General features: G+C 59.0%; 25 protein-coding genes. 14 read left to right on the forward strand and 11 right to left on the reverse strand.

Features of this window, described 5'->3' with window-relative positions:
• The first annotated feature begins 42 nt into the window (after nt 1-42).
• From FTO60_RS01405 to FTO60_RS01420, 4 genes are all read left to right on the forward strand, one after another.
• Entirely contained in the window at nt 43-1,134 is a 1,092-nt protein-coding gene (locus tag FTO60_RS01405; protein WP_148054292.1) for a tricarboxylate transporter, read from the forward strand.
• A 73-nt stretch (nt 1,135-1,207) separates the two neighbouring features.
• Entirely contained in the window at nt 1,208-3,235 is a 2,028-nt protein-coding gene (locus FTO60_RS01410) for a tripartite tricarboxylate transporter permease (RefSeq protein WP_148054293.1), read from the forward strand.
• On the forward strand, nt 3,232-4,320 hold the full coding sequence (locus FTO60_RS01415; RefSeq protein WP_148054294.1) for a 4-oxalomesaconate tautomerase: 1,089 nt from the start codon (nt 3,232-3,234) through the stop codon (nt 4,318-4,320). Before FTO60_RS01410 ends, FTO60_RS01415 begins: the two co-directional genes overlap by 4 nt.
• Complete coding sequence (locus FTO60_RS01420; protein ID WP_148054295.1) at nt 4,317-5,273, forward strand: D-2-hydroxyacid dehydrogenase family protein; 957 nt, start codon at nt 4,317-4,319, stop codon at nt 5,271-5,273. Before FTO60_RS01415 ends, FTO60_RS01420 begins: the two co-directional genes overlap by 4 nt.
• Here the strand turns inward: FTO60_RS01420 and FTO60_RS01425 are convergent.
• Together FTO60_RS01425 and FTO60_RS01430 are read right to left on the reverse strand one after the other, a co-directional pair.
• Nucleotides 5,263-6,291, reverse strand: coding sequence for an AbrB family transcriptional regulator (locus FTO60_RS01425; RefSeq protein WP_148054296.1), 1,029 nt, complete (start codon nt 6,289-6,291; stop codon nt 5,263-5,265). The two genes, FTO60_RS01420 and FTO60_RS01425, sit on opposite strands and share 11 nt — an antisense overlap.
• The gene (locus tag FTO60_RS01430) at nt 6,288-6,938 is read right to left on the reverse strand and encodes a GntR family transcriptional regulator (protein ID WP_148054297.1); all 651 of its coding nucleotides are present in this window, start codon (nt 6,936-6,938) and stop codon (nt 6,288-6,290) included. Before FTO60_RS01430 ends, FTO60_RS01425 begins: the two co-directional genes overlap by 4 nt.
• Before the next feature lie 61 nt (nt 6,939-6,999).
• Here FTO60_RS01430 and tcuA point away from each other — a divergent pair, with 61 nt between their 5' ends.
• Nucleotides 7,000-8,475 (forward strand): FAD-dependent tricarballylate dehydrogenase TcuA, encoded by a 1,476-nt coding sequence (tcuA, locus tag FTO60_RS01435; protein ID WP_148054298.1) that lies wholly within the window; start codon nt 7,000-7,002, stop codon nt 8,473-8,475.
• 346 nt (nt 8,476-8,821) lie between these two features.
• On the opposite strand, the gene FTO60_RS01440 is transcribed toward tcuA, so the two are convergent.
• Both FTO60_RS01440 and panB read right to left on the reverse strand, forming a co-directional pair.
• Nucleotides 8,822-9,913 (reverse strand): aromatic ring-hydroxylating dioxygenase subunit alpha, encoded by a 1,092-nt coding sequence (locus FTO60_RS01440; protein WP_148054299.1) that lies wholly within the window; start codon nt 9,911-9,913, stop codon nt 8,822-8,824.
• Nucleotides 9,910-10,776 (reverse strand): 3-methyl-2-oxobutanoate hydroxymethyltransferase, encoded by an 867-nt coding sequence (gene panB / locus FTO60_RS01445; protein WP_148054300.1) that lies wholly within the window; start codon nt 10,774-10,776, stop codon nt 9,910-9,912. Before panB ends, FTO60_RS01440 begins: the two co-directional genes overlap by 4 nt.
• A gap of 94 nt (nt 10,777-10,870) precedes the next feature.
• Here panB and FTO60_RS01450 point away from each other — a divergent pair, with 94 nt between their 5' ends.
• Both FTO60_RS01450 and FTO60_RS01455 read left to right on the forward strand, forming a co-directional pair.
• Nucleotides 10,871-11,344, forward strand: coding sequence for a MarR family winged helix-turn-helix transcriptional regulator (locus tag FTO60_RS01450; protein ID WP_172623772.1), 474 nt, complete (start codon nt 10,871-10,873; stop codon nt 11,342-11,344).
• A 9-nt stretch (nt 11,345-11,353) separates the two neighbouring features.
• Nucleotides 11,354-12,457 carry a glycine cleavage T C-terminal barrel domain-containing protein gene (locus FTO60_RS01455; protein WP_148054302.1) on the forward strand — a complete coding sequence of 368 codons (1,104 nt, stop codon included), beginning with the start codon at nt 11,354-11,356 and terminating at the stop codon, nt 12,455-12,457.
• A 77-nt stretch (nt 12,458-12,534) separates the two neighbouring features.
• On the opposite strand, the gene FTO60_RS01460 is transcribed toward FTO60_RS01455, so the two are convergent.
• The gene (locus tag FTO60_RS01460) at nt 12,535-13,419 is read right to left on the reverse strand and encodes a LysR family transcriptional regulator (RefSeq protein WP_148054303.1); all 885 of its coding nucleotides are present in this window, start codon (nt 13,417-13,419) and stop codon (nt 12,535-12,537) included.
• Nucleotides 13,420-13,515: 96 nt separating this feature from the next.
• On the opposite strand from FTO60_RS01460, the gene FTO60_RS01465 reads away from it, so the two are divergent.
• The 4 genes from FTO60_RS01465 to FTO60_RS01480 all read left to right on the forward strand — a co-directional run bounded on the left by FTO60_RS01465 (nt 13,516) and on the right by FTO60_RS01480 (nt 16,149).
• Nucleotides 13,516-13,791 carry a DUF2218 domain-containing protein gene (locus FTO60_RS01465; protein ID WP_148054304.1) on the forward strand — a complete coding sequence of 92 codons (276 nt, stop codon included), beginning with the start codon at nt 13,516-13,518 and terminating at the stop codon, nt 13,789-13,791.
• Between the two features lie 76 nt (nt 13,792-13,867).
• On the forward strand, nt 13,868-14,692 hold the full coding sequence (locus FTO60_RS01470) for a nuclear transport factor 2 family protein (RefSeq protein ID WP_197738508.1): 825 nt from the start codon (nt 13,868-13,870) through the stop codon (nt 14,690-14,692).
• 51 nt (nt 14,693-14,743) lie between these two features.
• Nucleotides 14,744-15,235 carry a nuclear transport factor 2 family protein gene (locus FTO60_RS01475; RefSeq protein WP_254696857.1) on the forward strand — a complete coding sequence of 164 codons (492 nt, stop codon included), beginning with the start codon at nt 14,744-14,746 and terminating at the stop codon, nt 15,233-15,235.
• A gap of 68 nt (nt 15,236-15,303) precedes the next feature.
• A complete protein-coding gene (locus FTO60_RS01480; RefSeq protein WP_148054306.1) occupies nt 15,304-16,149 on the forward strand; it encodes an NAD(P)H-binding protein in 846 nt (281 codons plus the stop codon).
• 381 nt (nt 16,150-16,530) lie between these two features.
• On the opposite strand, the gene FTO60_RS01485 is transcribed toward FTO60_RS01480, so the two are convergent.
• The 5 genes from FTO60_RS01485 to FTO60_RS01505 all read right to left on the reverse strand — a co-directional run bounded on the left by FTO60_RS01485 (nt 16,531) and on the right by FTO60_RS01505 (nt 21,951).
• A complete protein-coding gene (locus FTO60_RS01485; protein ID WP_148054307.1) occupies nt 16,531-17,808 on the reverse strand; it encodes a trehalase family glycosidase in 1,278 nt (425 codons plus the stop codon).
• A gap of 9 nt (nt 17,809-17,817) precedes the next feature.
• Nucleotides 17,818-18,861, reverse strand: a complete 1,044-nt coding sequence (locus FTO60_RS01490) for an ABC transporter ATP-binding protein (protein WP_148054308.1) — start codon at nt 18,859-18,861, stop codon at nt 17,818-17,820.
• 29 nt (nt 18,862-18,890) lie between these two features.
• Complete coding sequence (locus FTO60_RS01495; RefSeq protein ID WP_148054309.1) at nt 18,891-19,730, reverse strand: carbohydrate ABC transporter permease; 840 nt, start codon at nt 19,728-19,730, stop codon at nt 18,891-18,893.
• Entirely contained in the window at nt 19,727-20,581 is an 855-nt protein-coding gene (locus FTO60_RS01500) for a carbohydrate ABC transporter permease (RefSeq protein ID WP_254696858.1), read from the reverse strand. The genes FTO60_RS01495 and FTO60_RS01500 overlap by 4 nt, the downstream gene beginning before the upstream one ends.
• Before the next feature lie 101 nt (nt 20,582-20,682).
• Nucleotides 20,683-21,951 (reverse strand): ABC transporter substrate-binding protein, encoded by a 1,269-nt coding sequence (locus FTO60_RS01505; RefSeq protein WP_148054311.1) that lies wholly within the window; start codon nt 21,949-21,951, stop codon nt 20,683-20,685.
• Between the two features lie 303 nt (nt 21,952-22,254).
• On the opposite strand from FTO60_RS01505, the gene FTO60_RS01510 reads away from it, so the two are divergent.
• On the forward strand, nt 22,255-23,277 hold the full coding sequence (locus FTO60_RS01510) for a LacI family DNA-binding transcriptional regulator (protein WP_148054312.1): 1,023 nt from the start codon (nt 22,255-22,257) through the stop codon (nt 23,275-23,277).
• A 227-nt stretch (nt 23,278-23,504) separates the two neighbouring features.
• On the opposite strand, the gene FTO60_RS01515 is transcribed toward FTO60_RS01510, so the two are convergent.
• Complete coding sequence (locus FTO60_RS01515) at nt 23,505-23,861, reverse strand: helix-turn-helix transcriptional regulator (protein WP_254696859.1); 357 nt, start codon at nt 23,859-23,861, stop codon at nt 23,505-23,507.
• Nucleotides 23,862-23,905: 44 nt separating this feature from the next.
• Here FTO60_RS01515 and FTO60_RS01520 point away from each other — a divergent pair, with 44 nt between their 5' ends.
• Both FTO60_RS01520 and lspA read left to right on the forward strand, forming a co-directional pair.
• Nucleotides 23,906-24,754: a cation transporter gene (locus tag FTO60_RS01520; RefSeq protein WP_148054313.1), complete on the forward strand. Its 849-nt coding sequence runs from the start codon at nt 23,906-23,908 to the stop codon at nt 24,752-24,754.
• A complete protein-coding gene (gene lspA / locus FTO60_RS01525; protein WP_148054314.1) occupies nt 24,751-25,260 on the forward strand; it encodes a signal peptidase II in 510 nt (169 codons plus the stop codon). Before FTO60_RS01520 ends, lspA begins: the two co-directional genes overlap by 4 nt.
• The last annotated feature ends 361 nt before the right edge of the window (nt 25,261-25,621 follow it).

The following is a 25,621-nucleotide window of genomic DNA, read 5'->3' on the forward strand; positions in this document are numbered from 1 at the left end:
TCTATTTTGGGTCACAAGATCCGAAGTTCTGGGAGGAACAACATGCTTAAGAAAACACTGGGCGCGCTCGCGCTTTCAACGGCTTTGGTCGCGACACAATCCGCAGCCGGCGGTCACAGGATTGATCTGTCCGGCAAAACGGTCGAATGGATCATTCCATTCTCTGAAACGGGCGGTTCAGCCAAATGGGCCAACTTCTATGCCCCGCTGTTGTCCGAGGCATTGCCCGGCAACCCAACGGTCGTGGTGATGTTTGACCCCGGCGCGGGGTCTACGAAAGGCGCCAATGCGTTTCAGGAAATGACCTACGAAGATGGCACGACGATCTTCGGGTCGTCCGGTTCGACACAGTTCCCATACCTGCTGAGCGATCCACGTGTCCGCTATGAATACAGCGACTGGAACGTTGTTCTGGCCTCTGGCACGGGCGGTGTGGCCTATCTGCCTGCTGATCTGGCCGGGCAGCTGGGTGATGGCGGTGACGCGACACCATTGGCTGGCGAAGACTTTATCTACGGCTCGCAGGGTGCCACCCGTCTGGACCTTGTGCCGCTTTTGGCATGGGAGATGCTGGGTCTTCAGGTCGAGCCCGTCTTTGGGATCGAAGGTCGCGGCGACGGCCGCCTGATGTTCGAGCGTGGCGAAGCCAACATCGATTATCAGACCTCGTCCAGCTACCTGTCCGGCGTCACGCCGTTGGTCGAAGCAGGCACCGCCGTGCCATGGTTCTCTTTCGGCGCGTTGGACGATGACGGCAACATCGTGCGGGACCCTACGTTCCCCGACATGCCGACCTTCAAGGAAGTCTGTGAGGCCACCGAAGGTTGCGCGACAGAAGGCGCGCAGTGGGAGGCCTGGAGAGCTTTTTTCATCGCAGGTTTCCCGGCCCAAAAGATGGTGTTCCTGGCTGCAGGCGCGCCTGACGAAGCAATCGCGACCTTCACCGAGGCGTTTGCAGCTATTCAGGAGCGCGACGATTTCGCTGAAATCAGTCGGGCCCGTCTTGGCGTTTACCCGCAGATGACCGGTGCGGCTGCGCAGACCGCGTTGAGCAGTGCTACGGATGTGCCACAAGGGGCCAAGGACTTTGTGATTAACTGGCTGAGCGAGCGTTACGGCGTCGTCCTTCAGTAATTTCTCCATGCCCCATCCGTGCTGGTCACGGGTGGGGCATTTTCTTTTTTCACTTTGATGAACGGGGTCCGAAATGGAGGTCTTTGCGACCGCCTTGCCTGCGCTGGACGCAGCGTTTGCGATGATCTTGCAGCCGCATGTGCTGGGCTTTCTGGTCCTTGGCGTTGTGATGGGCCTTTGTATCGGGGTCTTTCCCGGCCTGGGCGGCATCGCTGGGCTGTCTCTCCTCCTGCCGTTCATGTTTGGGATGGAACCTGTCACGGGCCTCGCCCTGATGATCGGCATGGTCGCGGTGGTGCCGACCTCTGATACCTTCGCCTCTGTCCTGATGGGGATACCAGGATCGTCTGCGTCGCAAGCCACGGTGCTGGATGGCTTCCCGATGGCCAAGAAGGGGCAGGCAGCGCGGGCATTGTCGGCGGCCTTTGCGTCATCCCTGTTTGGTGGTCTTGTCGGGGCTGCTTTCCTCACCGTGTTTATCCTCGCTGCGCGTCCTATCGTGTTGCTGTTCCAAACGCCCGAACTGCTAATGATCACGATCTTTGGCCTGTCGATGGTTGGCATTCTTGCCGGTCGCGTCGCATTAAAGGGGCTCGTTGCGGCTTGCCTCGGCATCCTTGTCGGGACGATTGGCGAAGGGGCCAGCTCCGGCGCTCTGCGGATGTCCACGTATGACATGCCTTATCTTGTTGACGGTCTGAAACTGGTGATTGTAGGCCTCGGTATCTTTGCGATTCCTGAAATCGTGGCGCTCCTGCGACGTGATAAGGCCATCTCTGACCACACGCCGTTGGGTGGCGGCTGGCTCGAGGGTGTAAAGGACTGGTGGGCGAACAAATGGCTCTCTGTGCGTTGTTCCCTGATCGGCGTGGTCGTGGGCGTTATCCCCGGGCTTGGCGGTTCAGTTGTGGATTGGATCGCCTATGGTCACACAGTGCAAACCGCGAAAGACAAATCCGGGTTCGGGTCTGGCGACGTGCGCGGCGTGATTGGGCCTGAAAGCTCTAACAACGCCAAGGAAGGCGGCGGGTTGGTCCCGACCTTGCTTTTCGGCATACCCGGTTCTGGTTCGATGGCGATCTTCATCTCTGCCGTAGCGTTGCTGGGCACCGGATCGATCGAGGTTGGCCCTTCGATGCTAAAGAACAACCTTGATTTCACCTATGCCATCGTATGGCTGCTGGCGCTGGCCAATGTCGTCGGCACGGTCATCTGCATTGCCGCTTCGGGTGGGATCGCCAAGCTGACGGAAATCCGCTTTGCCTTGCTTGCCCCATTCCTGTTCATGATTATCGCCTTCGCAGCGTTCCAGTCACGACAGGAAATCTGGGACCTTGTTGCGCTTTTTGGTATCGGTCTGCTGGGCATCCTCATGCGCCGTTTCGACTGGTCGCGCCCGGCTTTCCTGATTGGGTTCGTACTGTCCGCCCCGGCTGAACGCTACACCAACCAAGCCTACCAAATAGGCGCGTCCCGGTTCCGGCGCGGGTTTGAAGAAGGCATCGAGTATGTCTTCAGCCCCATCGTGATCGTGCTGATCATCATAACCCTGTTGTCGGTGGTGATCGGATTGCGCCAGGCAAAAAATATTCAGGCTGAGGGCGCTGTTGCGTCCGGATCAAAACGCGCGCCGCTGATCTTCCTGCTGGCGGTGACTGGCTATATCGCTGTCGCCTACTGGAACTCCGCGATCATCCCGGACTTTGCCCGCATGGACCGCGTCTTTCCCGTCTTTGTGGCCACCGTCGCTTTGGTTGGCTGTGCATTGCTATTGGTCCAGATGGTGCGGTCCGACGAGACAGCGCCGATTTTCGCAGATCGCGAAGACGAAGAGGCAGAAGAAAACGTGCATGGTTTGTGGGTCACATTGGGGTGGTTTGCGAGCCTGCTGATCGCCTCTGCTCTAGTTGGTTTCATCCTTGCGTTGGCCGGGTTCCTGCTGCTGTTCATCCGCATTCGCGCCGGCAAAAGCTGGGGATATGCCGTGGCCTACACGGCGGCGGGCATCGCGTTCATCTGCGGCATGGCCTGGACGTTGAACCGCGACTTCCCACCGGGCCTTTTGCAGGACCTCGTCGATCTGCCGTGGCCGCTGACATGATCCAGACAGCGATCCCCTTTCTGTTCATGCGCGGGGGCACGTCGCGCGGGCCTTATCTGAATCGCGCGGATCTGCCAGAGAATCGCGAGGTGTTGGCAGATGTGTTGGTGGCTATGGTGGGGTCGGGCCATCTGTTGAATATTGACGGACTTGGCGGGGGTAACGCGGTCACGACAAAGGTCGCGATGCTGTCGCGGTCTGAGGACGACTGGGCTGATGTTGACTATTTTTTTGCGCAGGTCAGCGTGGACGACCGCACCGTTGATTTCAAACCAACTTGCGGGAATATCCTGTCCGGCGTTGGGCCTGCGGCCATCGAAATGGGGCTGATCCCGGCTGATGGAGCGCAAACCACAGTGAATATTCGCGCGGTCAACACCGGTGCGCGGGTCGTCGCGACGGTTCGGACACCGGATGGACAGGTGCGCTATGACGGCGATGCTGCAATCGACGGCGTGCCCGGGACCGCCGCGCCGGTGAACCTGCAGTTCATGGATACCATTGGCGGCGCGACTGGTGCGTTTCTTCCGACCGGCAATTTGATCGATACATTCGACGGGGTGGACGTGACCTGCATGGACGTCGCAATGCCCATGGTCATCGCCAAGGCGGAAAGCTTTGGCCTGACGGGCTATGAGAGTTCAGAGGCGCTAAACGAAAACGTCGAATTTTTCGAGGCGATGGAGGCTGTGCGCATCAAGGCCGGCGAAGCAATGGGCATCACAGAGGTTGCCAAATCGGTAACTCCCAAGTTTGGTTTGCTGGCCCCCGCCCAAGAGGGCGGCACTGTCGCAACCCGCTATTTCATGCCGTGGAAGACGCATCCGACGATGGCCGTGACCGGGGCGCAATGTCTTGCCTCTTGCGTGTTGACCCCCGGGACCGTGGCCGACGGAATTGCCGCCCGTTCCAATGACCGGCCCGCGACTCTCACGCTGGAACATGCCAGCGGTCAAATCGACGTCTTGGTGGACTATGAACTGACATCAGAAGGCATTGATCTGCGCTCTGCCGGGTTGGTCCGCACGGCCAGACTTTTGGCGCGGGGCGATGTGTTCATACCCGGATCAGTTTGGACACCATGAAGGTTCACATCCTCGACGATTGGTTCGATACGCTGCGCAGCTTGCCGTGTTTTGACAAGCTCGCGGGGCATGATGTTACCATCTGGACGGATCACGAACCGGAACCTGCGAAACTCGCCGCCCGCGTTCAAGATGCCGAGGCGCTTGTTTTATTTCGCGAGCGCACGAAGATCGGGGCTGACCTGCTTGAACGCCTCCCGCACCTGCAACTGATCAGCCAACGCAGCGTTTACCCTCATATCGACGTGCCCGCCTGCACGGCGAACGGCGTGATGCTCTGTTCGAACATGCATAGCGACACACCGTCCTATGCCGCGGCTGAAATGACGCTGGCGCTCATCCTCGCCAGCTATCGCCAAATCCCGCAGCAAGTCGGGTCGATCCGCGCTGGAAACTGGCAAATCGGTGTGGGCCGAACGTTGCGGGGCCGGACACTCGGGCTTTACGGGTATGGGCGTATTGCGCAGGCCGTTGCAGGATATGCAGAGGCGATTGGCATGCAAGTGCAATGGTGGGCGTCTGATGATGGACGCGCACGCGCCAAGGCTGATGGGCGTCGCATTGCAGGTAGTCGGGGCGCGTTTTTTGCGACGTCTGACATTGTGAGCCTGCATGTCCGGCTTAAGCCGATGACGCGGGGCGTTATCACGGCGGATGACCTGGCCGCGATGACCGCGCGTAGTTTGCTGGTGAATACGTCGCGCTCTGGATTGATCGCGCCGGGTGCGCTTGAGGCGGAAATCGCAAAAGGCCGCATCCATGCTGCCGTCGATGTCTTTGATGCAGAGCCTTTGCGGGACACCGCCAACCCTTTGTTGACCCACCCGAATGTCTTGCCAACACCCCATATCGGCTACGTCACAGAAGACGAATTCGATCTGCAGTTCAGCGATATCTTCGACCAAATCAACGCCTACGCTGCGGGCCATCCGATTCACGTGATCAACCCTTAGGTTGCTGATTGAACAGGCGGGCTGCAATCGGCGCGCCGACAATCACGGTCACGATCCGCAATACATGGTGGGCAATGACAAAGGCCATATCGGCCCCCGCGATCAATGCCAGAACCGTCATCTCTGCCTGACCGCCGGGCGCGAAGGCGAGCAGGGCTTCCATCGGTGGAGCCAATGAGAAGAGATGGATGATTTCCACAAAGATCGCCGCAAGGATCAACAAGATCACGCAGAACCCGAGGGCCGCGGCCACATCATGCCGCACTTCCTTGCCGGTGACACCGGCGTATTTTGTCCCCACCGTCATGCCGATAAAGAATTGCGCGGCCCAGATTGCCTCTGCCGGGGGGCGGTGCTGCAAGACCCCTGCCAGCGCCAGAATACCCGCCAGAATCATCGGCCCCAGGATCGACGCGCCGAACAGCCCAATGGCCTTGGCGATTTGCCAGCCGGCCAATCCCGCTACGACCATCAGCAAGAGTTGTGAAAGCGGCAGCGTTGCCGCTGGCACACCCGGTGGATTGCTAAGGTCAACGCCCCAGTAAGCTTTCAAGATGAATGGCAAGGCCGCGACGATCACCATGACCCGCGTCGCATGGATGAGTGAAAGGGCCCTGACGTCGCCGCCTGCCTCCTCACCAAAGAGCAGCATGTCCTGCAATCCACCCGGCATCGCGGAATAGTAGCTCGTGGCGAAATCGAAACCCCACAACCGTTGGAAATAGGGAACCCCGATCAGCCCGATCAGGAACACCATGAGGGGAACCAAGATCAGGGTGGTCCACATGCCTGCCAAGCTGATGACCAGTGCAGTCGTAAACGTAGCGCCCACCGCGACACCCAGGATCGAGCGCATGGCATTGTTCAAGACGGCGATGCCCTTCATCGGGACGCCGAGCAGCGCTGCCACCAAACAAGCCGTGATCGGCCCAAGCAACCAAGGCAGGGGCAAGTTCAGCAGGTGAAAGGCCAAGACACCAAGGCCCGCGACGACATGCGTGATCCCGATCCTTATCATCCCCGCATCACTTTCAAGCGATAGCGCAGCGAGGTCTGCAAGTGCGCCTCTGCGGCGGCCCCTGCACCGTCGATATCCCCCGCGGCCATAGCATCTATGATCTTCCCATGCTGGTGGACCACCGTCGCAATGCGCTCGGCGTCGGCAAGTGTGGTCGGTCCCAGCAGCAAAAGCGCGTTGTTCATCGCCCGCGCGGCATCAAGCAGGAACCGATTACGGGCCGCCAGATAGATCGCACGATGAAACTTCTGATTGATCGCGGCGGCCTGCGGCCCATCATCGCCGACGGCCGCGATTTCGTCGTTCAAGGCACCCAGTGCATCAATCTCTGCCTCTGAGGCATGTTTTGCCGCCATTTCTGCGGCTGTTCGTTCCAGCACCAATCGCATCTCGTACAGCTCGACAACCTCTGTCTGTTCCAACTTGCGGATTACCGCACCGACGCGGGGGCGGTGTTCAATGATGTTCTCGGCCTCCAGCCGTCGCAGCGCCTCTCGGACGGGTGTGCGGGACAGCGCTAGCCGGTCTGCGACTTCGACCTCACGAAGGCGGTCGCCGGGCTGATAAATCCCACCCTCAATCGCTTGCATCAGTTTGGTGAAAGCCATACCGCCCTGGGACAGATCGGTTGGATCGTTGGCCATCATCTTCTCTCTTTTCAAATTGTATCCGCTTGGATACATAAACGTCTAAAGAGGAGAATCGCAAATGTCAAAGCAGGTCATCGTTGTTGGGTCCGGGAACGCCGCCATGTCTGCGGGCATTGCCGCACTTGAGGCGGGCGCGCAGGTCCTGATGCTGGAAAAGGCAGATGAAGCTTTGGCTGGGGGCAATACCAAATACACAGCCGGCGCCATGCGCTTTGCCTATGACGGTGCGGACGATTTGATGCCGCTGTTGAAAGACCCGGAAGATCCGCGCCTCGCGGTGACCGACTTTGGCGGCTACACGCAGGCGAAGTTTTCCGAGGACCTGCTAATGTTTAATGGCGGGCGCCCTTTGTCGCCCGAGCAAGAGCGGCTCATTGGCGAATCTCTGTCGGCCATGCAATGGCTGGGTGGTCACGGGGTGAAGTTTGAGCCGATCTACAGTCGTCAAAGCTTTGAAAAGGACGGGCGGCATGTTTTTTGGGGCGGTCTGACACTTGCCGCAGAAAACGAAGGCGTGGGGCTATTTGAGATGGAGCTTGGGGCCTTCACGCGGCTGGGCGGCATCATACGCTACAATGCCGCCGTGACGGGTCTGCTGACCGAGGACGGGTCTGTCACAGGTGTGCGCGTTGGCGACGAAGAGATTGCAGCGGACGCGGTGATCCTCGCCTGTGGCGGTTTTGAAGCCAGCACCGATCTGCGCCGCGCGTGGATGGGCGGCGATTGGGACAAGGCCAAAGTGCGCGGCACGCCGATGAACACCGGGGATGGACTGGTGATGGGGGCACAGGTCGGCGCCCAAACATACGGGTTGATCGACGGTTGTCACGCGACACCGATGGATTTGCACATGGCAGACTACGGTGGCCTCGGCCTGCCAGCGTCGGAGCGCAAGAATTACCGCAAGATTTGCTACTTCCTTGGTGTGATGCTGAACGCAAGTGGAGACCGTTTCGTGGATGAAGGCGCGAATTTCCGCAACTACACGTATGCGCAATTCGGCAAGGCGGTGTTAGAGCAGCCTGGCCATTTCGCGTGGCAAATCTTCGATGCCAAGGTCGATGATCTGCTGTATGCTGAATACCGCTTTCATGATGCGCATTTCGTTGAAGCCGATACGCTGGATGAGCTGTGCGAGAAACTCGACGGGACCGACCCGCAGGCGGCGCGGTCGACCCTTGATGCCTACAACGCAGCCGTCAACGATGCTGTGCCGTTTGATCCGACGTCGCTAGATGGCAAGAACACGCAAGGCCTGCCGCTGCCAAAATCGAACTGGGCGCAGCGGTTGGATACACCACCCTTCAAGGCCTATCCGGTGACGGGTGGGATCACCTTCACCTATGGCGGGTTGAAAGTGTCTGAAACGGGTGCCGTGCTCGACAAGTCCGACGCGCCAATCCTCGGGCTTTATGCAGCTGGAGAAATGGTCGGCGGTGTCTTTTTTGAAGGATATCCGGGCGGGTCCGGCCTGACGTCAGGGACCGTCTTTGGGCGAAATGCCGGACGTGGTGCCGCACGATCACCGGTATAGCCAAACACAGGAAACGGATGCCGCCATGTGCACCCGCGCAACTTATTGATGTTCATGGGCGCGTTGGGATTCGTCGACCGGCGCGCATTTTGGTTGCACGGTTGCACGGTTGCCTGGCTGTGGGGCTGAATAAGATCGGCCAATCGTATCCGATGGCACGATTACGCAGAATTTCTACCGATGCGCTAGGCCGCAAGGACCCCGACCTTCCAAGTTTCTGAAAGATGGCGAATTACCGCCTCTGGCCTTTGCCGCCAGAAAGCGCTGCTGAGAAACACTCATGCCATCTGTGTGCAGCGGAGACGGGCGGGGTCTCGTGTTCTATTTCAAATCATTCATGGCAGACCTATTGGCGTTGAAGTGAGCGGCCCTCGGCCTTGAGTTTTTTGTTGAGGATTTGCCGGACCTTGATGCCAGCGCCATCAGCCCCAAGCGTGACCTCTAGAAAATCAAGGCCCCGCGGGTCGGCGGCAACGCTCGCTTGCAGCTTTTCCAGCAGGTGTTTGTCTTCGTCAAATGCGGCAGTGACGCTTGCGCGGGTCTTTTCCGCCACCACATCGGTCAGCGATGGCACATCAAACGCGGCCATCCAGAAATAGTGTGTCTTGCCGCGTTGCGCTGGCGTTACGATATGGCACCCGCGCACGATGAAATCTGAGCGATGTCCTTCCTCGGGTGCGGGATCATGCACATTCCAATCCGAGAACGAAATCGCCAGCGACGGCATCCGCCCCTTTTGAACGCGTTTGATTGGTTTGTCCTCCGGAAGTCCCATGCCCGCACAAAAGAGCGGCGAGAGCGGCGCGAGGTCGAACTCCTGCTCGTAGCAGATCGTCTCTCCGTCCATGTAGGTATCGGGCGCGGTGATCCAGTCATCTTGCTTGAAGGTATCCTTGTGCAGGAACGCGATATGGGTCAGATCCAGCACGTTTTCGCGGATCAATACCCAGTTTGCGGCCACTTCATAATAGCCATGGACCGGGGCCCAGCCCGGATCGCTTTGATATTCGACTTCGGGCGGGTCGCAATCGATAGCGTCTTGGTCGCCCATCCAGATCCAGACATAGGCGCCAGCCTCGCGCACGGCAAACGACGGGATTTCGGCCGTCTTGGGCCTCATATGCTGTGTCGGTGCTTTGGTGCAACGTCCGGCCTTGTTGAACTCCATCCCGTGGTAGGGGCAGATGATCTTGTCGCCCTCCACATGGCCTTCGCTGAGTGGCGCCCAGCGGTGCGGGCAGCGGTCATAGAGCGCGGCGGGCGTGCCATCTTCGAGGCGATAAAGAACGACGGGCGTCTCCAGGAGCCAACGGGCCAGCGGTTTTGTCGTTAACTCATCGCGATGCGCGGCGACCCACCACATATTGCGCGGATAGTTGTCTTCAAGCATCCCGTTGGGAATGGTCTGGCCATTTGTCCGCTTTGCCTCGTCATTCATGTCGCATCCTCCCTGTTCAAGAGCGCTGCAAACCGCTCGATTTCTTCGGGTTTCATCTGATAACTATGGTCGGCATCTGGAAAGCGGCCAGATCGCACATCCTCGGCATAGGCCGCAAAGGAATCTGTCGCATCTTGGGCAAGGTTGGCGTAGCGCTTGGCAAATTTGGGTTTGAACGTATCGAACGCGCCGAGCAGGTCGTAGCCGTTCAGCAGTTGACATGTGCCCGCCGCGCCTGCGCCAATCGAAAAGGTGAAGATGGCGACCGCGTCGTCGACGGCCTTGCCAACCTCGTAAGGCATCGCCTCGATTTCTAGGCCGATGGCGCCAGCCGCCTCGATGGCGCGCGCGTTCTCGACGATCTCGATTGCGGCTTCGGCGGTGCGGCCCTGCATTTTGAAACCACCCATCTGGTGGACTTTATGCGGCAACAGGCCGACATGGCTCATCACGGGCACGCCAGCATCTGCGACAGCGCGGATGATATGCGCGCCTTCGCGGCCCAACTGCAATTTCAGCGCGTCCGCACCGCTTTCTTTCATCATGCGCACCGCATTGGTGACCGCCAGCTCGGGCGTCGCGTAAGAGCCGTAGGGCATGGACACTATGCACAGCGTATTGGGCGCCCCACGCCGGACCGCTTGGGTGTGCATGATCATCTGATCAACCGTCATCGCGAGGGTATTTTCGTGGCCATGTAACGTCATGCCCAGGCTATCGCCCACCCCGACAATATCGACGCCTGCGCGCTCGGCCCATGTTGCGGTCAGCACTTCTCCGACGGCGACCATGACCAGCCGTTCGCCTGCCGCCTTTCGGGCAGCCAGTTCCGGCAGTGTCAGTTTCTTGCGGGTCGAGGTCATTCACGTCCTTTGCGACCATGGAATCGTCGCATTTGTTGTTCCATTTGGAACAATATGCGCTAGGACGGATGTAGCTGGCAATGGGCAACCGATCATGGACAGATCAAACGACACGGACCTGACGCGGATCTTCGACACGATCGAATACCCGGAGGCGTATCGTATCACCTATCTGGCCAACGCCATCGTGTTCCCCGCCTATGCAGAGATTAAGCGGGACTTCGGCTTGGTGCGTGCCGAATACATCCTACTGGCCTGTCTTTCGCATTTCGACATCCTCACAGCGCAGGACGTTGCCCGCATCTCGCGGCGTCCACGCAATACCATCAGCCGCGCCGTGCACCGGATGTTGAAAGATGGCTACCTTGACCGCGCACCTGATCCAGCGGACGGACGGCAATCGTGGTTGCAAATCACGCCCGCCGGTCGCGCGTTACACGCACAGATCAGCGTCTATCTGAGCCGCAGACAAGACGACGTTCTAGCAGGGCTGAGCACGGATGAACGCGAAACGCTTGCGACACTCTTGAAGAAAGCGGCACTTAATGCTGCAAACCTAGACGACTGAGGCACCCAAATGGCTGAGATTGGACCCAACACCCGACTGCGCGTGTCGCCCTTTTACGAGGCGACGATTGGAGAAGGTGTCACTGCTTTTTCCCCTTATAACGCGATGCTCATGCCGGTGTCCTATGGCGATCCGGATGCTGAATATGATCGGCTGATGAACGGCGTGGCCCAATGGGATGTCAGCGTCGAACGACAGGTGGAAATCAAGGGACCGGATGCCGCGCATCTGGTGCAGCTTATCTCGGTGCGCGACCTGTCGGCCATTGATGTTGGCAAGGGCAAATACATTCCGATGTGTGACCATCGCGGCGTGCTGATCAATGACCCCGTGGTCCTGAAGCACGAGGATGGGACCTATTGGTTGTCGATTGGCGACAACAATATCCTGATGTGGGCACGGGCCATTGCCGCTGAGCGCGGCCTGAAGGTTGAGATTTGCGAACCTGACGTTTCGCCCATGGCGGTTCAAGGCCCCAAGGCCGAAGATGCGGTTGCCGCAGTCTTTGGGGATTGGGTGCGGGCGCTGAAATACTTTTGGTTTGCCCCGGCTGAGATAAACGGCATTCCGCTGATTATCCAGCGGTCGGGCTATTCCAAACAGGGCGGCTTCGAAATCTACCTGCGCGATGGATCCCGTGGCACCGAGCTGTGGAACATCATCAAGGAGGCTGGGCAACCCTGGGGCATCGGCCCCGGCAATCCCAATCCGATTGAGCGGATCGAAAGCGGTTTGCTGTCCTATGGCGGCGACACTGACGATAAGACCAATCCGTTCGAGGTGCGGCTGGGGAAATACGTCGATCTCGATCTTGATGACGAGGTCGTCGGCATCAAAGCCCTAAGGCGGATCAAAGCCGAGGGGGTCAAGCGTCAGCAGTTGGGCATTGTGCTGGACAATTCCGAACGCCACCCCGGTCACGCGATTTGGTATGACATGCTAAAAGACGGCGAGCGTGTGGGGCACATGACCTGCGGGGCGTGGTCGCCTCGCGCGCATTCCATGATCGGATTTGCGTTGGTTGGGGCAGACAGGGCGGTCGGAGACAAGGTCGATGTCATCCGTGGCGGGTATCGTGACCCCGCAACGCTTTGCCCATTGCCGTTTTTCTAGACGCCATTCCCGTCGGTCATTCGGGCCCCTATTGTAAAAGCCGGTTCAGCACTGCGAACCAAGGTCCGCCAAGGGGCTTAGCGGCCAAGTTCCCCAGCCAGAAACCGTACGAAGAGCAGCGTCAGGGTTTCGCGCCGTGAGGAATCCGGCCAAACGGCATTAAGGCCGATGTCCGGCAATCGCCACTTTGGCAGGAGCCGGACAAGTGCACCGGATGCCACACCCCGCTCGGCCAGATTTTCCGGCAAGACCGACGCGCCCACGTCTTGCGTTGCGAAGTAATAAAGCGCATCGGCGCTGTCGACCTCAATCTGCGAGCGCCCCGTGACCCTTTCGGTTTCGCCGGTGTCCGATGTCAGGTCTATCGTGTCGGTCCGCTGTTGGTATCTGATCCAGTCCCAATCCTCCAGATCGGTGGGACGTGTGGGTACCGGGCGAGCGCGCGCATATTCGGCACCGGCAACCAGCGCGCGGGGGATGCCGCCCAGCTTGCGAGTCATCATTGCACTGTCGGAAAGGCCCCCCGCGCGGATGGCAAGATCGAACCCGTTCTCGATGATCTTGACCCTGCGATCACTATAGAACAGCGACAGGGCCACGTTTGGATACCGCTTGATAAACGCTGCCATGGCAGTCGAAAGATCCGATGTGGCCAGGAACGCCGGGACGGATACGCGAAGCGCACCTACGGGATCCTGCATGGTCGCGTTGATTTCGTTCAATCCCGCCTCGGCACTTCGCAACATCTCGGTGACGCGCGTATAGAGCGCTCTGCCTTCGCCAGTCAGCGCGAGCTTGCGGGTTGTCCGATAGAGCAACGTCGTGCCGAGATGGTTTTCCAGATCGGTGATCGTCTGACTGACGCGAGAGGGGGCCACACCAATATCTTGTGCGGCGGCCCGGAAAGACCCCTTGTCGACGACCCGCGCAAAGACGGCCATGTGTTTCAGGTGGTCAATCATTGTTCTGTTTCCGGAACTATAAAATCAATATTAATACAATATCCGAAACCATCCCGAGGGGCTAGTTGTGACTTCAACATTGAAGGAGCCCCCCCGATGAACGCACAGACGACATTCAGGACAGAGCAGGCGAAACGCTACCTCGGCACGCTGTGCAAGCATTTCAGCCACAGGGTTCCGGTAGAACTGGACGGCAATTCCGGCCGAATCGAACTTCCGTTTGGCCAGTGCGAACTAGATGCATCTGGCGACGGGTTAGACATGAAAGTGTCCGCCGAAACCAAGGCCGACCTCGACAAGACAGCACAGGTCATTGCCAGCCACCTCGAACGCTTTGCCTTCCGCGAGAATCCGCAAATCGAGTGGCACTGAACAACGCGACTCGCCCCTTTTAACCCGACCCAATCACCCTGACATTTGGAGATTTGACATGACTATGACAACACTTATGGCGACCGCCGCTATTGCGCTCGCCCTGCCTTTCGCGGCGCTTGCCGACAGCGATCAAAACAAGGCACTCGTCCTTGAGGCACTGCAAAATACGCTTCTTGCAGGCGATGTCGATGCTGTCGACGACTACTTTGCGACCGACATTATCCAGCACAATCCGATGTTCGACAACGGGATCGAAGCGCAGAAAGGCGTCGTCGGTTTCCTCGCCGGCAGTGGCGACTTCAAGGCCGACTATATCCGCGTTATCGCGGATGACGACATTGTCGCCGTGCACGCACGGTACGAAGGCTTTGGCGAAACGCCGATGATCGCGTTTGACGTCTTCCGCGTCGAGGACGGCAAGATCGCAGAGCACTGGGATAACCTGATCGAAGAGCAGCCGCTTAACCCGTCGGGCCGCAGCCAGATCGACGGCGCGACAGAGATCACCGACCTAGACCAGACCGAGGCGAACAAGGCCTTGGTCGAGGAATTCCTTACCAAATCAATGATCGATCACGCCGAGATCAACCTCACCGACTACATCAGCCCCGTGACCTACCTTCAGCACAATCCGATGGTCGCGGATGGGCTGGAGGGCTTCGGCGCGTTCATGGCCGAAATGGCCCAGAAGGACATTTCCATGAACTACGCGCAGGTGCATCAGGTGATTGGCGAAGGAAACTTCGTGCTGACCTTGTCTGAAGGGACGCTCGGTGATGAGCCCACCGCTTTCTACGACCTCTTCCGCCTCGAAGACGGACTGATCGTCGAGCACTGGGACGTCATTGCTCCTATGCCCGGCCCGGACGCCGCGCATAACGAAGCTGGCAAATTCTAATTGAAACCTGCGCCCCCGGCCCGTGCGGGGCGCCCCCAAAAGGAGCAAACAATGAACCGCCGAACTCTTATCAAGACATCGCTTGGCGCATCGCTGGCGATCATTCTCGGAACACAAGCAGGAGCACAGGACATGGATGAGCAGACACAAGCATCCTTCGACACCGTGATGGCCTTCATGGGCGCGATGGGATCGGGCGACATGGAAGCGATGAACGCACTGATGGCCGACGACATGGTCTGGCACAATGAAGGCGACGAAAGCCTGCCCTGGATCGGCGAAACCCGCGGCAAGGAAAACATCTTCGAATTCCTCGGCGTCTTTTCTCAGAACCTGCAAACCACGAAGTGGGAAAATACTGACGCCTTCGCCTCCGGCGACACCGTGGCCGTATTCGGTGTGATGAACGCCGTTACCACCCAATCCGGTAAAGAAACGGGGGACTTCTCCTTCGCCCTGCGCGCCAAGGTGCGCGACGGTCAGGTGGTTCTCTGGCACTGGTTCGAAGACAGCTTCGCCATCAGCCAAGCCTATAACGGCTGACCCAAGCACCATGGCACGGCCGGTTTCAATGCCGGCCGTGCCATCGCAAATCACAGAAGGCGCGCACTATGACCTATGCAATCACCGCTGTTTCGGGCCAGCTCGGGCGGGAAATCGCCCTGAAGCTGATCGACAAGGTCGGTTCGGAAAATGTTATGGGTCTGGCCCGCACACCGGCCCGCGTTGAGGGTCTGGGCATCGAGGTTCGCGCGGGTGATTACGACAAACCCGACGAGCTTCGTGCATCATTGCAGGGCATCGATGCGCTTGTCTTGGTGTCAGGTATGGCCCCGCCCAAGGACCGCATTCAGCAGCATAGCAATGTGATAGAGGCAGCCAGGGAAGCAGGTGTGCGCAAGATCGTCTATACCAGCATTCAGGGACCGGACGAGGGCACAGCGTTTTCGCCGGTTGTTCAAAGCAATCGCCAGACCGAGGCCGACATCCGCGCCAGCGGTCTGGACTGGGCCATCGGGCGCAACGGCATCTATATCGAACCAGATGTGGAGTATATCGACAGCTACCGCACCAAGGGTGAGATCGCCAATAGCGCGGGCGACGGCAAGTGTGGTTACACCACCCGGTCTGAACTGGCCCACGCCTACACCGCATTGGTGACGCAGGATAACTTGAACGGTCAGACGGTGAACCTGAACGGTGCCCCCATCACGCAAGAGCAACTGGCCGGATACCTGAACTTGGCCTTCGGCACTCACCTGACCTATCGCGCGATGTCATCAGCAGATTTCGTCGCGGATCGCACCGCAGATCTCGGCGACTTCATCGGTCCGATCATTGGCGGGATCTATGACGGCATCCGCCACGGCACCTATGACCGTTCCGGTGATTTCGAGACCGTCATGGGCCGACCTCACCAAAGCTGGGAAGATTATTTTTCTGCTCTAGCACATTGAGCGCGATGGAAATGTTGCGCCAAAACGACGATCCATCCCGGATGAAACTCGGTTCATTCTGCAAGCCGTCTGGACCGGCTGGCGTTCCCGACCTTTGTTCCGCTTGCGATCACATCTACGGTCGGGCGGGACTGTAGCCTTGGCCGCAATTGGAAAGTGCGGCAGCAAGTCATTTACGGGGCTGCCGCTTTGACGCTCGTCCATTGGACCGCGCTACACTGGGGGTGGGACCGGCCCTGGCGCATCTCGCGTTGCAGGTGCTTCCGAAAATCGACCATGTCTGGTCAACCCAATCGCGCCGTCGCCACGTGTGACGGCCCAAAGCACGTGTTTGTGGATCAGACCATCAGCCTGACATGATCGCGACGAAGATCACGCCTTTCATGCGGCAATCTCGTGTGATTTGAGAATTTCAATGACCATCGCGGCAGTCCAGGTAAATTGGTCGCCACCACAGGGTTCGGCACCCATCGGGCCGTAGTATTCGGCAAAGCCGCTTTTTTCGATCAGCCGCAGGCAGTCGGCATTGATCCGGTCAGCCATGACGGTTTCACCGCAGCGTTCAAGACCATCAGAAATCATATAATTCACAATCAGCCAGATCGGCCCGCGCCAATAGCGCAGGGCGTCAAATTCCGGCACCGTTGGATCGTGGCTTGGTACAAGGTAGTTGCAGTTTTGGGACAGGGCGTCGATCCGGGCGGAAATGGCCTTGGCTCGCGCCTGCGGGATCGGCGCAAAAGCTGCAAGGATACCACCGATCGACGGGCTGTCGATCAGTGCCCCGATTGCACGGTCATAACACACATACTGGCCGCGCTTGTCGCTCCACAGGGTGTCCATCGCCACGATGGCTTTGTCGGCCATGGCCTGCGACTGGGCTGCGATCCGGGTCTCGCCAAGCGCGGTGGCCAGATCGGCGAGATCAACGCAAGACCGGATCAGGATCGCATTGAATCCGGGATCGACAATCCGGAATGGCGAGGCGTCGTGCAGTTCGGAATTGTCCCAACCCAGGCTGCGGAACTTCTGAACCAGCCAGATGTAACGCTTGTATTGCTCATCCGTGGGCCGGTGTTCGGGGTTGGCGTGGCTGGTATCGCGTCGCGTGAATGGCTCAACGCCTTCGGTTGGCACCCGCTCAAACGCCGCGTCCCAATCGACGGAATTGTCCCGGCCGCTTTCCCACGGGTGGATGATGGCCACAAGGCCGGTCCCTTGCGGGTCGCGGTTGGCAAAAAACCATTGATGCCAGGCATGGATGCGGGGCAGCAGCGCGCGGGCTTTCTCGGCGGCCAATGCCTTGTCTGTCGCACGGCCAAAAATCCGACGTACCGCGAATCCTGCGACGGGCGGTTGGGTGATGCCAGAAGTCGACACCGGGCGCGCCGTTGCCCAGACATCAGGGCCAGGGAAATACCCGTCGTCCAATTCGTGAAAGATGATATGCGGCACCATGCCATCGTCCCATTGATGCGCGAACAGCGTTTCGATTTCGGTCCAGGCCCGCGCTTCGTCAAAGTGCGCAAAGCCAAGCGCACTCAGCGCGCTGTCCCAGTTCCACTGAAACGGATAAAGACCGTGGGTTGGAACGGTATAGGTGCCGCGATCATTGCGGCGCAGCACGGCTTTGGCCTGCTCGATCATGTCGTGTGTCATGGGGTTCTTTCAGGCGACGGCAAGCGTGGTTTCGGGATCGAACCACCGCACGCGGTCGGATTGGGGGGCAAGGGTGAGGGTCTGGCCCGCTTTCACCACCGTGTCGCTGTCCAGAATGACACGGAACATCGCATCATCGATCTGGCAGGTCACCAGCACATGGGCGCCAAGGGGTTCGACGATCCTGGCGGTGGCCGCAAGGCCGTGTTCAGCGGGTCGCATATCTTCAGGTCTGATTGCGAACTGAAGGTTGGGGTGGGCGGTGTTCGGCCCGTCGAACGTCTGGCCTGCCACCAGCCATTTGCCATTGCCTTCTGGGGTGGCTGACAAGAAGTTCATCGGCGGGTTGCCGATGAAGCTGGCAACGAACTTGGCGGCCGGATCACGGTAGATTTCGATGGGCGCGGCCGCCTGCACGATATTGCCCTCATGCATGACACTGATCCGATCGGCCATGCTCATCGCTTCGACCTGATCGTGGGTCACATAGATCGTGGTGGTTTTGCTTTCGGCCAGCACACCTTTCAACTCGGCCCGCATTTCCATGCGCAGCAGCGCGTCAAGGTTCGACAAGGGTTCGTCCATCAGGATCACGTCCGGTTCCATCGCCAGCGCCCGCGCCACGGCGACCCGCTGCCGCTGACCACCGGAAAGTTCGCCGGAGTAACGCTTTAGCAACATCTCGATATGCATCAGGCCCGCCACCCGCTCGACCCGGCGCGTGACTTCATCATTGGGCAACTTCTGCATCCGCAGTCCGAACCCGATGTTTTCAAAAACAGTAAGATGCGGGAACACAGCATAGTTCTGGAACACCATCGCGATACCACGGTCCTTGGGCGCCAGATGATCAATGCGCTTGCCGCCGATCCAGACCTCGCCCGAGGTGGCCGTTTCCAGCCCCGCGATGATCCGCAACAAGGTGGACTTGCCGCAACCCGATGCGCCCAGCAGGACCATGAATTCCTGGTCTGCGATGGTCAGGTCGATATCGCTGAGCGCCTGATAAGCGCCAAAGCGTTTGGCGACGTTCTTGATCTGAATTTCAGCCAATATTCCGGTTCCTTTCTAAATCGCGCGGCCTAGCGGTTCGCGATGCCCCACATGGCAAAGAGGTACTTGCGCACGGCGAAGATGAAGATCAGCGCAGGCACGACAAGGATGAAGCCGCCAGCGAATTTCAGGTGCAGCGGAGAGGTGTCGAGGTTTTGCAGCAGAAACGCGGTCAGCGTGCGGTTCTCGATGGTCAGCACGGCGGCGGCGAACACCTCGTTCCACGAGATCACGAAGGCAAAGATCGCCGAGGCCGTGATGCCGGGCAGGATCAGCGGCAACACCACCTTGGTGAAGGCGGTAAGCCGCGTGCAGCCAAGCGTCCACGCCGCTTCTTCCAGCTCGATCGGGATGCCCGAGAACAGCGAGAAGGTGATCAGCACCGCAAACGGGATTGCCAGCGTGGTATGCACGAGTGCCAGCCCGAATACGGTATCGTCCAGCCCGGTCTGGATGAACATCACCGCCAGCGGCAGTGCCAGCAGCGGAAGCGGAAACGCCCGCGTCAGCAGGATCAGCAGCCGGAACAGGCCCTTGCCGGGAAAGTCGAACCGCGACAGCGCATAGCCCGCCGGTGCGCCGATGAGGATCGACATGACCATCGTCATCAGCGCCACGATGACCGAGTTTTTCAACGCCGTCAGCATACCGGCGAAACCCGCAAAGAACTGCAGGCTGCCAAAATCAAACTCGGGAATGAAGGACTTGGGAAAGCTGTTGACGGCGTCCGGTGAGGACAGCGTGTTGATCAACAAAAAGTAGATCGGCACGATCACCCAGGCGCAGAGGAACACGACAGAGGCCACATACAGAATCCGGCCCGATTTGCGCGTGTCTGTGGACACGTCCAAGGCGGTGGCATCGGTCATATCGAGGCTCCTTTCGGAACGCGCAGGATGCGCAGGATGATGAGGGTAAAGCCGATGGAGATACCAAGGATGATCAGGGCCATCGCCGCCGCTGCACCAGAGTTGAGAAGATCAAACTGATAGGCATAGGTTTCGCCCATCAGCACCGGGAACAACGTGCCGCCAAGGGCTGCGACCACGGCAAAGATTTCAAACGCAAGGATGACGCGCAGGACAAGGGCCGTTTGTAGGCTTGGGCGCAGCATCGGAAAGGTGATGCGCGTGAACTGCTTCCATTTGGAGGCGCCAAAGACGTCTGCGGCTTCGTAGTATTCCTTTGGGATCAGGCCGATGCCAGCCACAAGGATCACCAGCATGATCGCGGTTGCGCGCCAGATTTCGGCCAAGGCGATGGCAAGAAACACGATCCACGGGTTCTGATAGGTCAGCAGGTTCATCGGCCGATCAATCACGCCGATACCGCTCAGCATCGAGTTCAGGAAACCGGATTGTTCAAAGATCGCCAGCCAGATGATCCCGGCGGCGAGGTCCGAAATGCCCAGCGGAATGGTCCAGATATAAAGCACCATATCGCGGCCCTTTCCCATTTTGCTGACCATCGTCGCCATCAAGAGCGCCAGCGCCAGTTGGATCGGCACCACAGCCGCCGCCAGCAGCAGCGTGTTTTTCAGCGAGATCGGGAACTTCCAGTAGTTCACGACTTCGCGGAAGTTATCCAGAGACCAGCCGCCGTCCGAAGACCCGAAAGCCTGCTGGGACACCAGAACAAAGGGATAAAGGAAGAACAGACACAGAAACAGCGTGACGGGCAGGATCAGCACGTAGGGCAATATGCGGGCGTTCATCGGCATCACTCCGGCTTTGCGCCAAGGCGCTGTCTCAATTTACGTGGGAGAGATGTGTCCGGGCAATGGCGCCCGGACACGTGGCTGTTGTCAGCCTACCCCGGCGTCTACTCGACCGGGCAAGCACCTTCGGAAGGCGCATCAGGGGCCCAGCAAGGCGCGCCGGTCTCTTCCATGATCGCCGCGAGCGTTGCCTTTTGATCGTCCAGAACCGTGCGGATATCCTGGCGGCCCAGAATGATACGCTCGAACGTATCGACGAAGACGCGGTTGAAATCACCGCCCTTGTCGCCCAATCCAGCGGGCAGAAGGCCAGGGTTGGCGTCCGGGGAACTGCTCATCTTGGCAATCGCGGCGCCTGCGGCCTGCACGGACGGGGGCAGATCATCGGGAAGCTCGACATCCACAACCGGAAAGAAGCTTGTCGCGCGCAGCGTTGCAAGCTGGGTTTCAGGTTCCAGCATATAGGCAACCAGTGCTTTGGCCGCGTCCATGTCGGGCGCTGTGGTTGGAATCGCAACACCGGCAAGAACCGGCATGAAGCCGCGACCGGTCGGACCCGCAGGTGCCGGGAAGGCGACGAAATCGTCCGGGCGCTCGTTGAAGGCACCGGCAAGGCGCGATGTGTGATCGAAAACGATCCATGCATCACCGGACAACAACTGTTCCTGCATGAACGAGAAGTTGGTTGAGGCAGGGTTGGTGTGCTCCCACAGTTCAGCAAATTTTTCCCATGCGACGACGGCTTCCTCGGACGCAAAGGTGCGCACAACGCCGTTGGTATAGGACGGATAGAGGTAGCCCTGGAAGAAGCGGTGCTTCAACCCGTCCGGGCCAGCAGGAAAGCCGAACTTGGCCTCGCCGGTTGCTTGGTGCACGTTGGCGGCCCAGGCGATCAGTTGGTCATAGGTCAGCGCGTCGATATCAGCGCCTTCTGGCAGATATTGCAGAGCTTCGCGGTTGGCGGCCATGATATAGCTGGCCTGCATCCAGGGGATATACTGCATTTCGTCGGTGCCGAGCATGGCAAGAGTGTTGAAGGTGTCGCTGCTGGCCATTGCGCCCAGATCGCTCAGGTCGACAAGGTTCGCGGGGTCCATCGCGGAATAGTCGCCGTGCAGCGCGCCCAGAACACCGATGGAGCCTGAACCGGCTTCCAGTTCCGCGTTCAGACGGGTGATCCACGGACCGCCGTCGTTCGGCTGGTAGTCAACGCCATCGGCGAAACCTGACATGACCTGCTCGCGCATGGCCTGGGCTTCCTCAACGGGTTTTGCCTGTGTGGACCAGAAAAGAACCTCGGCCTGCGCGGCAACCGCGATACAAGAGATGGCGATGCCAGAAGCCGCGCCGGCGAATTTGGAACGTAGGGTCATGTTTCCTCCCAGAAGTGAAATGCGAGGCCAGCCTCCCTGCCGGCTCCCGTCGGTAAGCGTTTGGCCTGCTGTCGGCCACGCAAAGTCAATCGGTTTCGAAAAGCCCTTGAAGGCTTCTGTTGCAGTCGAATCGTCCGAATGGTAAATATATGATATAACGATATATCTTATGTCAATGATTTTGTCTGCCGACCTCAGGAAGAGACGCGGTAAAAGCAGGTAACAGGCAGTATATATTGACGAAATGGTTTGAATTCTTGCAGGCAAATAGGTATATCGATGTATCTAAAGAGGCGTAGAGTAATGTCAGGCAAGCCGACCCTCGGGACCGTCGCGAAAGAAGCGGGGGTATCGATTCCCACCGTCAGTCAGGTTCTGCGCGGAACCGGACGGATCTCGGAAAAGACCCGCGATCGCGTCCTCAAGGCCGCCAAGACCCTGCACTATGTGCCAGACCAGAAAGCTGCGGCAATGCGATCAGGCGAAAACCGGGAAATCGGGTTTGTCATCAATCAGCTTTCAAACCCGTTCAATGCCGAGGTTATCAGCGGCGTCGTCGATCTGCTCGAAGCAGAGGGCTATCTCGTGTCCATCCTAGACACGCGGGACGACGCAGAGAGGCAAGGTCGCCAGCTTGAGGCGTTCATCCGGCACGGGCGGGGCGGGCTGATCTGGGTCCCCGCGATTGAAACTCCTGACGAGACGTTCAACCTTTTGGCTGCGCATCACATCCCCTTGGTGACGTTTCTGCGAAATTTGCGCACGGATATCGACCACGTCGGCATCCGAAACGCCGAAGCCACCGCAACCGCGACGCGGCACCTGATGGCATTGGGCCACCGCGAAATCGCCTATCTGGGCGGCACGGACATGACCTTGGTGCGCAGGGATCGTATCGCGGGATATCAAAAGACGATGGCCGAAAACGGGTTGGGCCACGGCGTCATCTGGGAGTCCGAGGACAACAAATCGGCAGGGCTTGAGGCCATGCTGGCTTTGCGTCGTGCCCACCCTGGCATCACGGCCGTCGTTTGCAACGGTGATGTGGTTGCCCTGGGCGCCTGCCTTGCGTTGCAGCGGGCGGGACTGGTGCCGGGGCTGGACGTCTCGGTCACCGGCTTTGACGATATCCAGGATGCGACAGTCGCCACGCCTCCGCTTACGACAATGGCGGTCTCGCCGCACAAACTGGGCGGCAAGCTGGCGCAGGTTCTGCTTGACCGTATTCGCGATCCCGACATGCCGGTCATTGTATCCGAGATTTCGGCCGAATTGGTAGTGCGTGAAACGACAGGCGCGCCCATTGCCCGATCTGGCTACCTATAGTTCGCTGCGCGTCGCCTGTGGGCCGTCGGTCATTGGCCTATGCGGACATCCCCCGTCGCATCCGCTGTCGGCAATCAGCCCAGTGTGACCGGTGCTGCATGGCGCACGATAACCGATTTCGAAGATAGCCCAAACCTGCCAAAATCAAAGTACGTTTCGCCGAGGGTTCGTGGCACAAGATTTTCAGTAATTTTGACGGAGCCGTCCGCAGTGACAAATTCGACCGTTCATCTCCCGCGATAGTTTTCACAAGCCTCAACGCCCTCTGCAACGACATCAAGAAGTGCGTCTACATCGCTCAACAGCGTTGCGATACGCGAGCTACTGATACGGTAGCGGATGAAGCGCCCTTCGCGGTCGCTGTTGACAAGCCCGCATTCCTGCAAGCATCGCAAGTGGTTGGATACGTTTGGTTGTGATAATCCTGTGCGTTCGACGAGTTCGTGAACAACCATCGGCCCTTCGCACAAAGCACAGAGAATAGCCAAGCGGCTTGGGTCTGCAAAGCCGCGGAACAGCTTTGCGCGTTGTTCAATGTTACCGGCCTTGTGGTCGGCAATGATTTGCATCATATCATTACTCACTGATATATTGTCCTTTAACCTAAATTAGCAGGATAACTGCGAACATGGCCAACTTAGAAAGCGCGATGCTAGATGCCCCATCCTTTCGATACCGGGTTTCGGGCATGGACTGCGCGAAAGATGCCGCGCAGATCGAGCGGGCGGCGCAGTCGGCCGGAGTTGCGCCTGACGATGTGAAAGTGTCGACCGCAACGCACATAATGACATTAAAGGTTCCCCAAGCGCATTTGCCGGAAATTGAAAAAGCCGTTGAGACGACCGGCTACGGCTTTGATCGAATTGAAACCGACGAAGACATACATCAGCACGCAGCGCACCAGGATCCGGGCTATCGCCGTGCGCTCTGGATCGTCGTGATCCTGAACGTCGGTTACGGTGTTCTTGAGATGATTGGCGGGTTCATTGCCGGGTCACAGGCGGTGAAGGCCGACGCATTGGATTTCATCGGCGATGGCGCAATCACCTTCTTGGGGCTAATGGCCATCGGTTGGAGTCTTCTCTGGCGGGCGCGGTCGGCCCTGATGCAGGGCGTCTTCCTTGGCCTGCTTGGTCTGGGCGTCATTGGCACGACCATCATGCGTATCTTCGAGCCGACGACACCGGATGCAGGTCTGATGGGGCTGCTGGGCATCATCGCCCTTGTCGTGAATGTCATCTCCGTGCTGCCGCTGCTGCGGCACCGCAAGGGCGACGCGAACATGCGTGCCGTGTGGCTGTTCTCGCGCAATGACGCCATCGGCAACGCTGCTGTCGTCGTCGCCGCCGGGTTGGTGGCCTGGCTGGGTAGCGTGTGGCCCGACCTCATCGTCGCTTTCGGTATAGCCGGACTGTTCCTGCACTCGTCATGGGCGATCATCCGTGACGCGCGGGCCGACCTGAAGACAGCGGCATGAACGGGCGCGTTCTGGGTGGCATTTGCGCCGTCGTGGCGTTCGTTCTTGATCAGGGCTCCAAGGCGCTTGCCCTGAACGCCCCGGAGCTTGAGCGCGGTGTCGAGGTTCTACCCTTTCTCAATCTCGTCCGGGTTCTGAACGATGGGGTCAGCTTTGGAATGCTCGGCGGGATCGTGCCCTGGTGGGGTCTCATCGCGCTTGCTGCCGTGGTCGTGGCATGGCTGCTGATCTGGTTATGGCGCGCTCCCGACAGGCTGACGGGTGCGGCCCTCGGTCTGATCATCGGCGGCGCGCTCGGCAATATCCTCGACCGTCTGCGCTATCAGGCTGTCCCTGACTTTCTCGACCTCTATTACGGATTATACCACTGGCCGTCCTTCAACCTCGCTGACGTGGCAATCGTCTGTGGGGCGGCACTGCTGCTTTGGGAAGGTTTGCGCGCACCGAACGGCGACCCGGAAATTCGGGGAAAAGACCACCGCGAGGGAAATAACACAGGAGGATAACCCATATCCGGCATACCATCCGCGACGGGCTTCGACCGCGCGCTCGCGCTGCTGCTCGATCCGTATAGGTGCATTGTGGACGCCTACCGCCCCGTCGATAGCGATCTCTATACAAATCGCATTCTCGTTCACAGGACCGTCTGTATGACCCGGGTCAGGATTCATAATCAGAACATGATGACGGCGGCGAGAGCACAGGCCGACGGGAACAGCCAAGGGGCATCTGTCATTGCGGGTTGCGGCGCGCCCTGAGGCGGGCGGCATCGACCATCGGCGTCCCCAGTCTGCTACTGCAAGCCGTAAGGATTTATGAGAATAAATCCTGTCAGCACCCGGTGGTTATCGTCCCGGGCATGCTGTC

The organism is Octadecabacter sp. SW4, from assembly GCF_008065155.1.
GTDB lineage: Bacteria > Pseudomonadota > Alphaproteobacteria > Rhodobacterales > Rhodobacteraceae > SW4.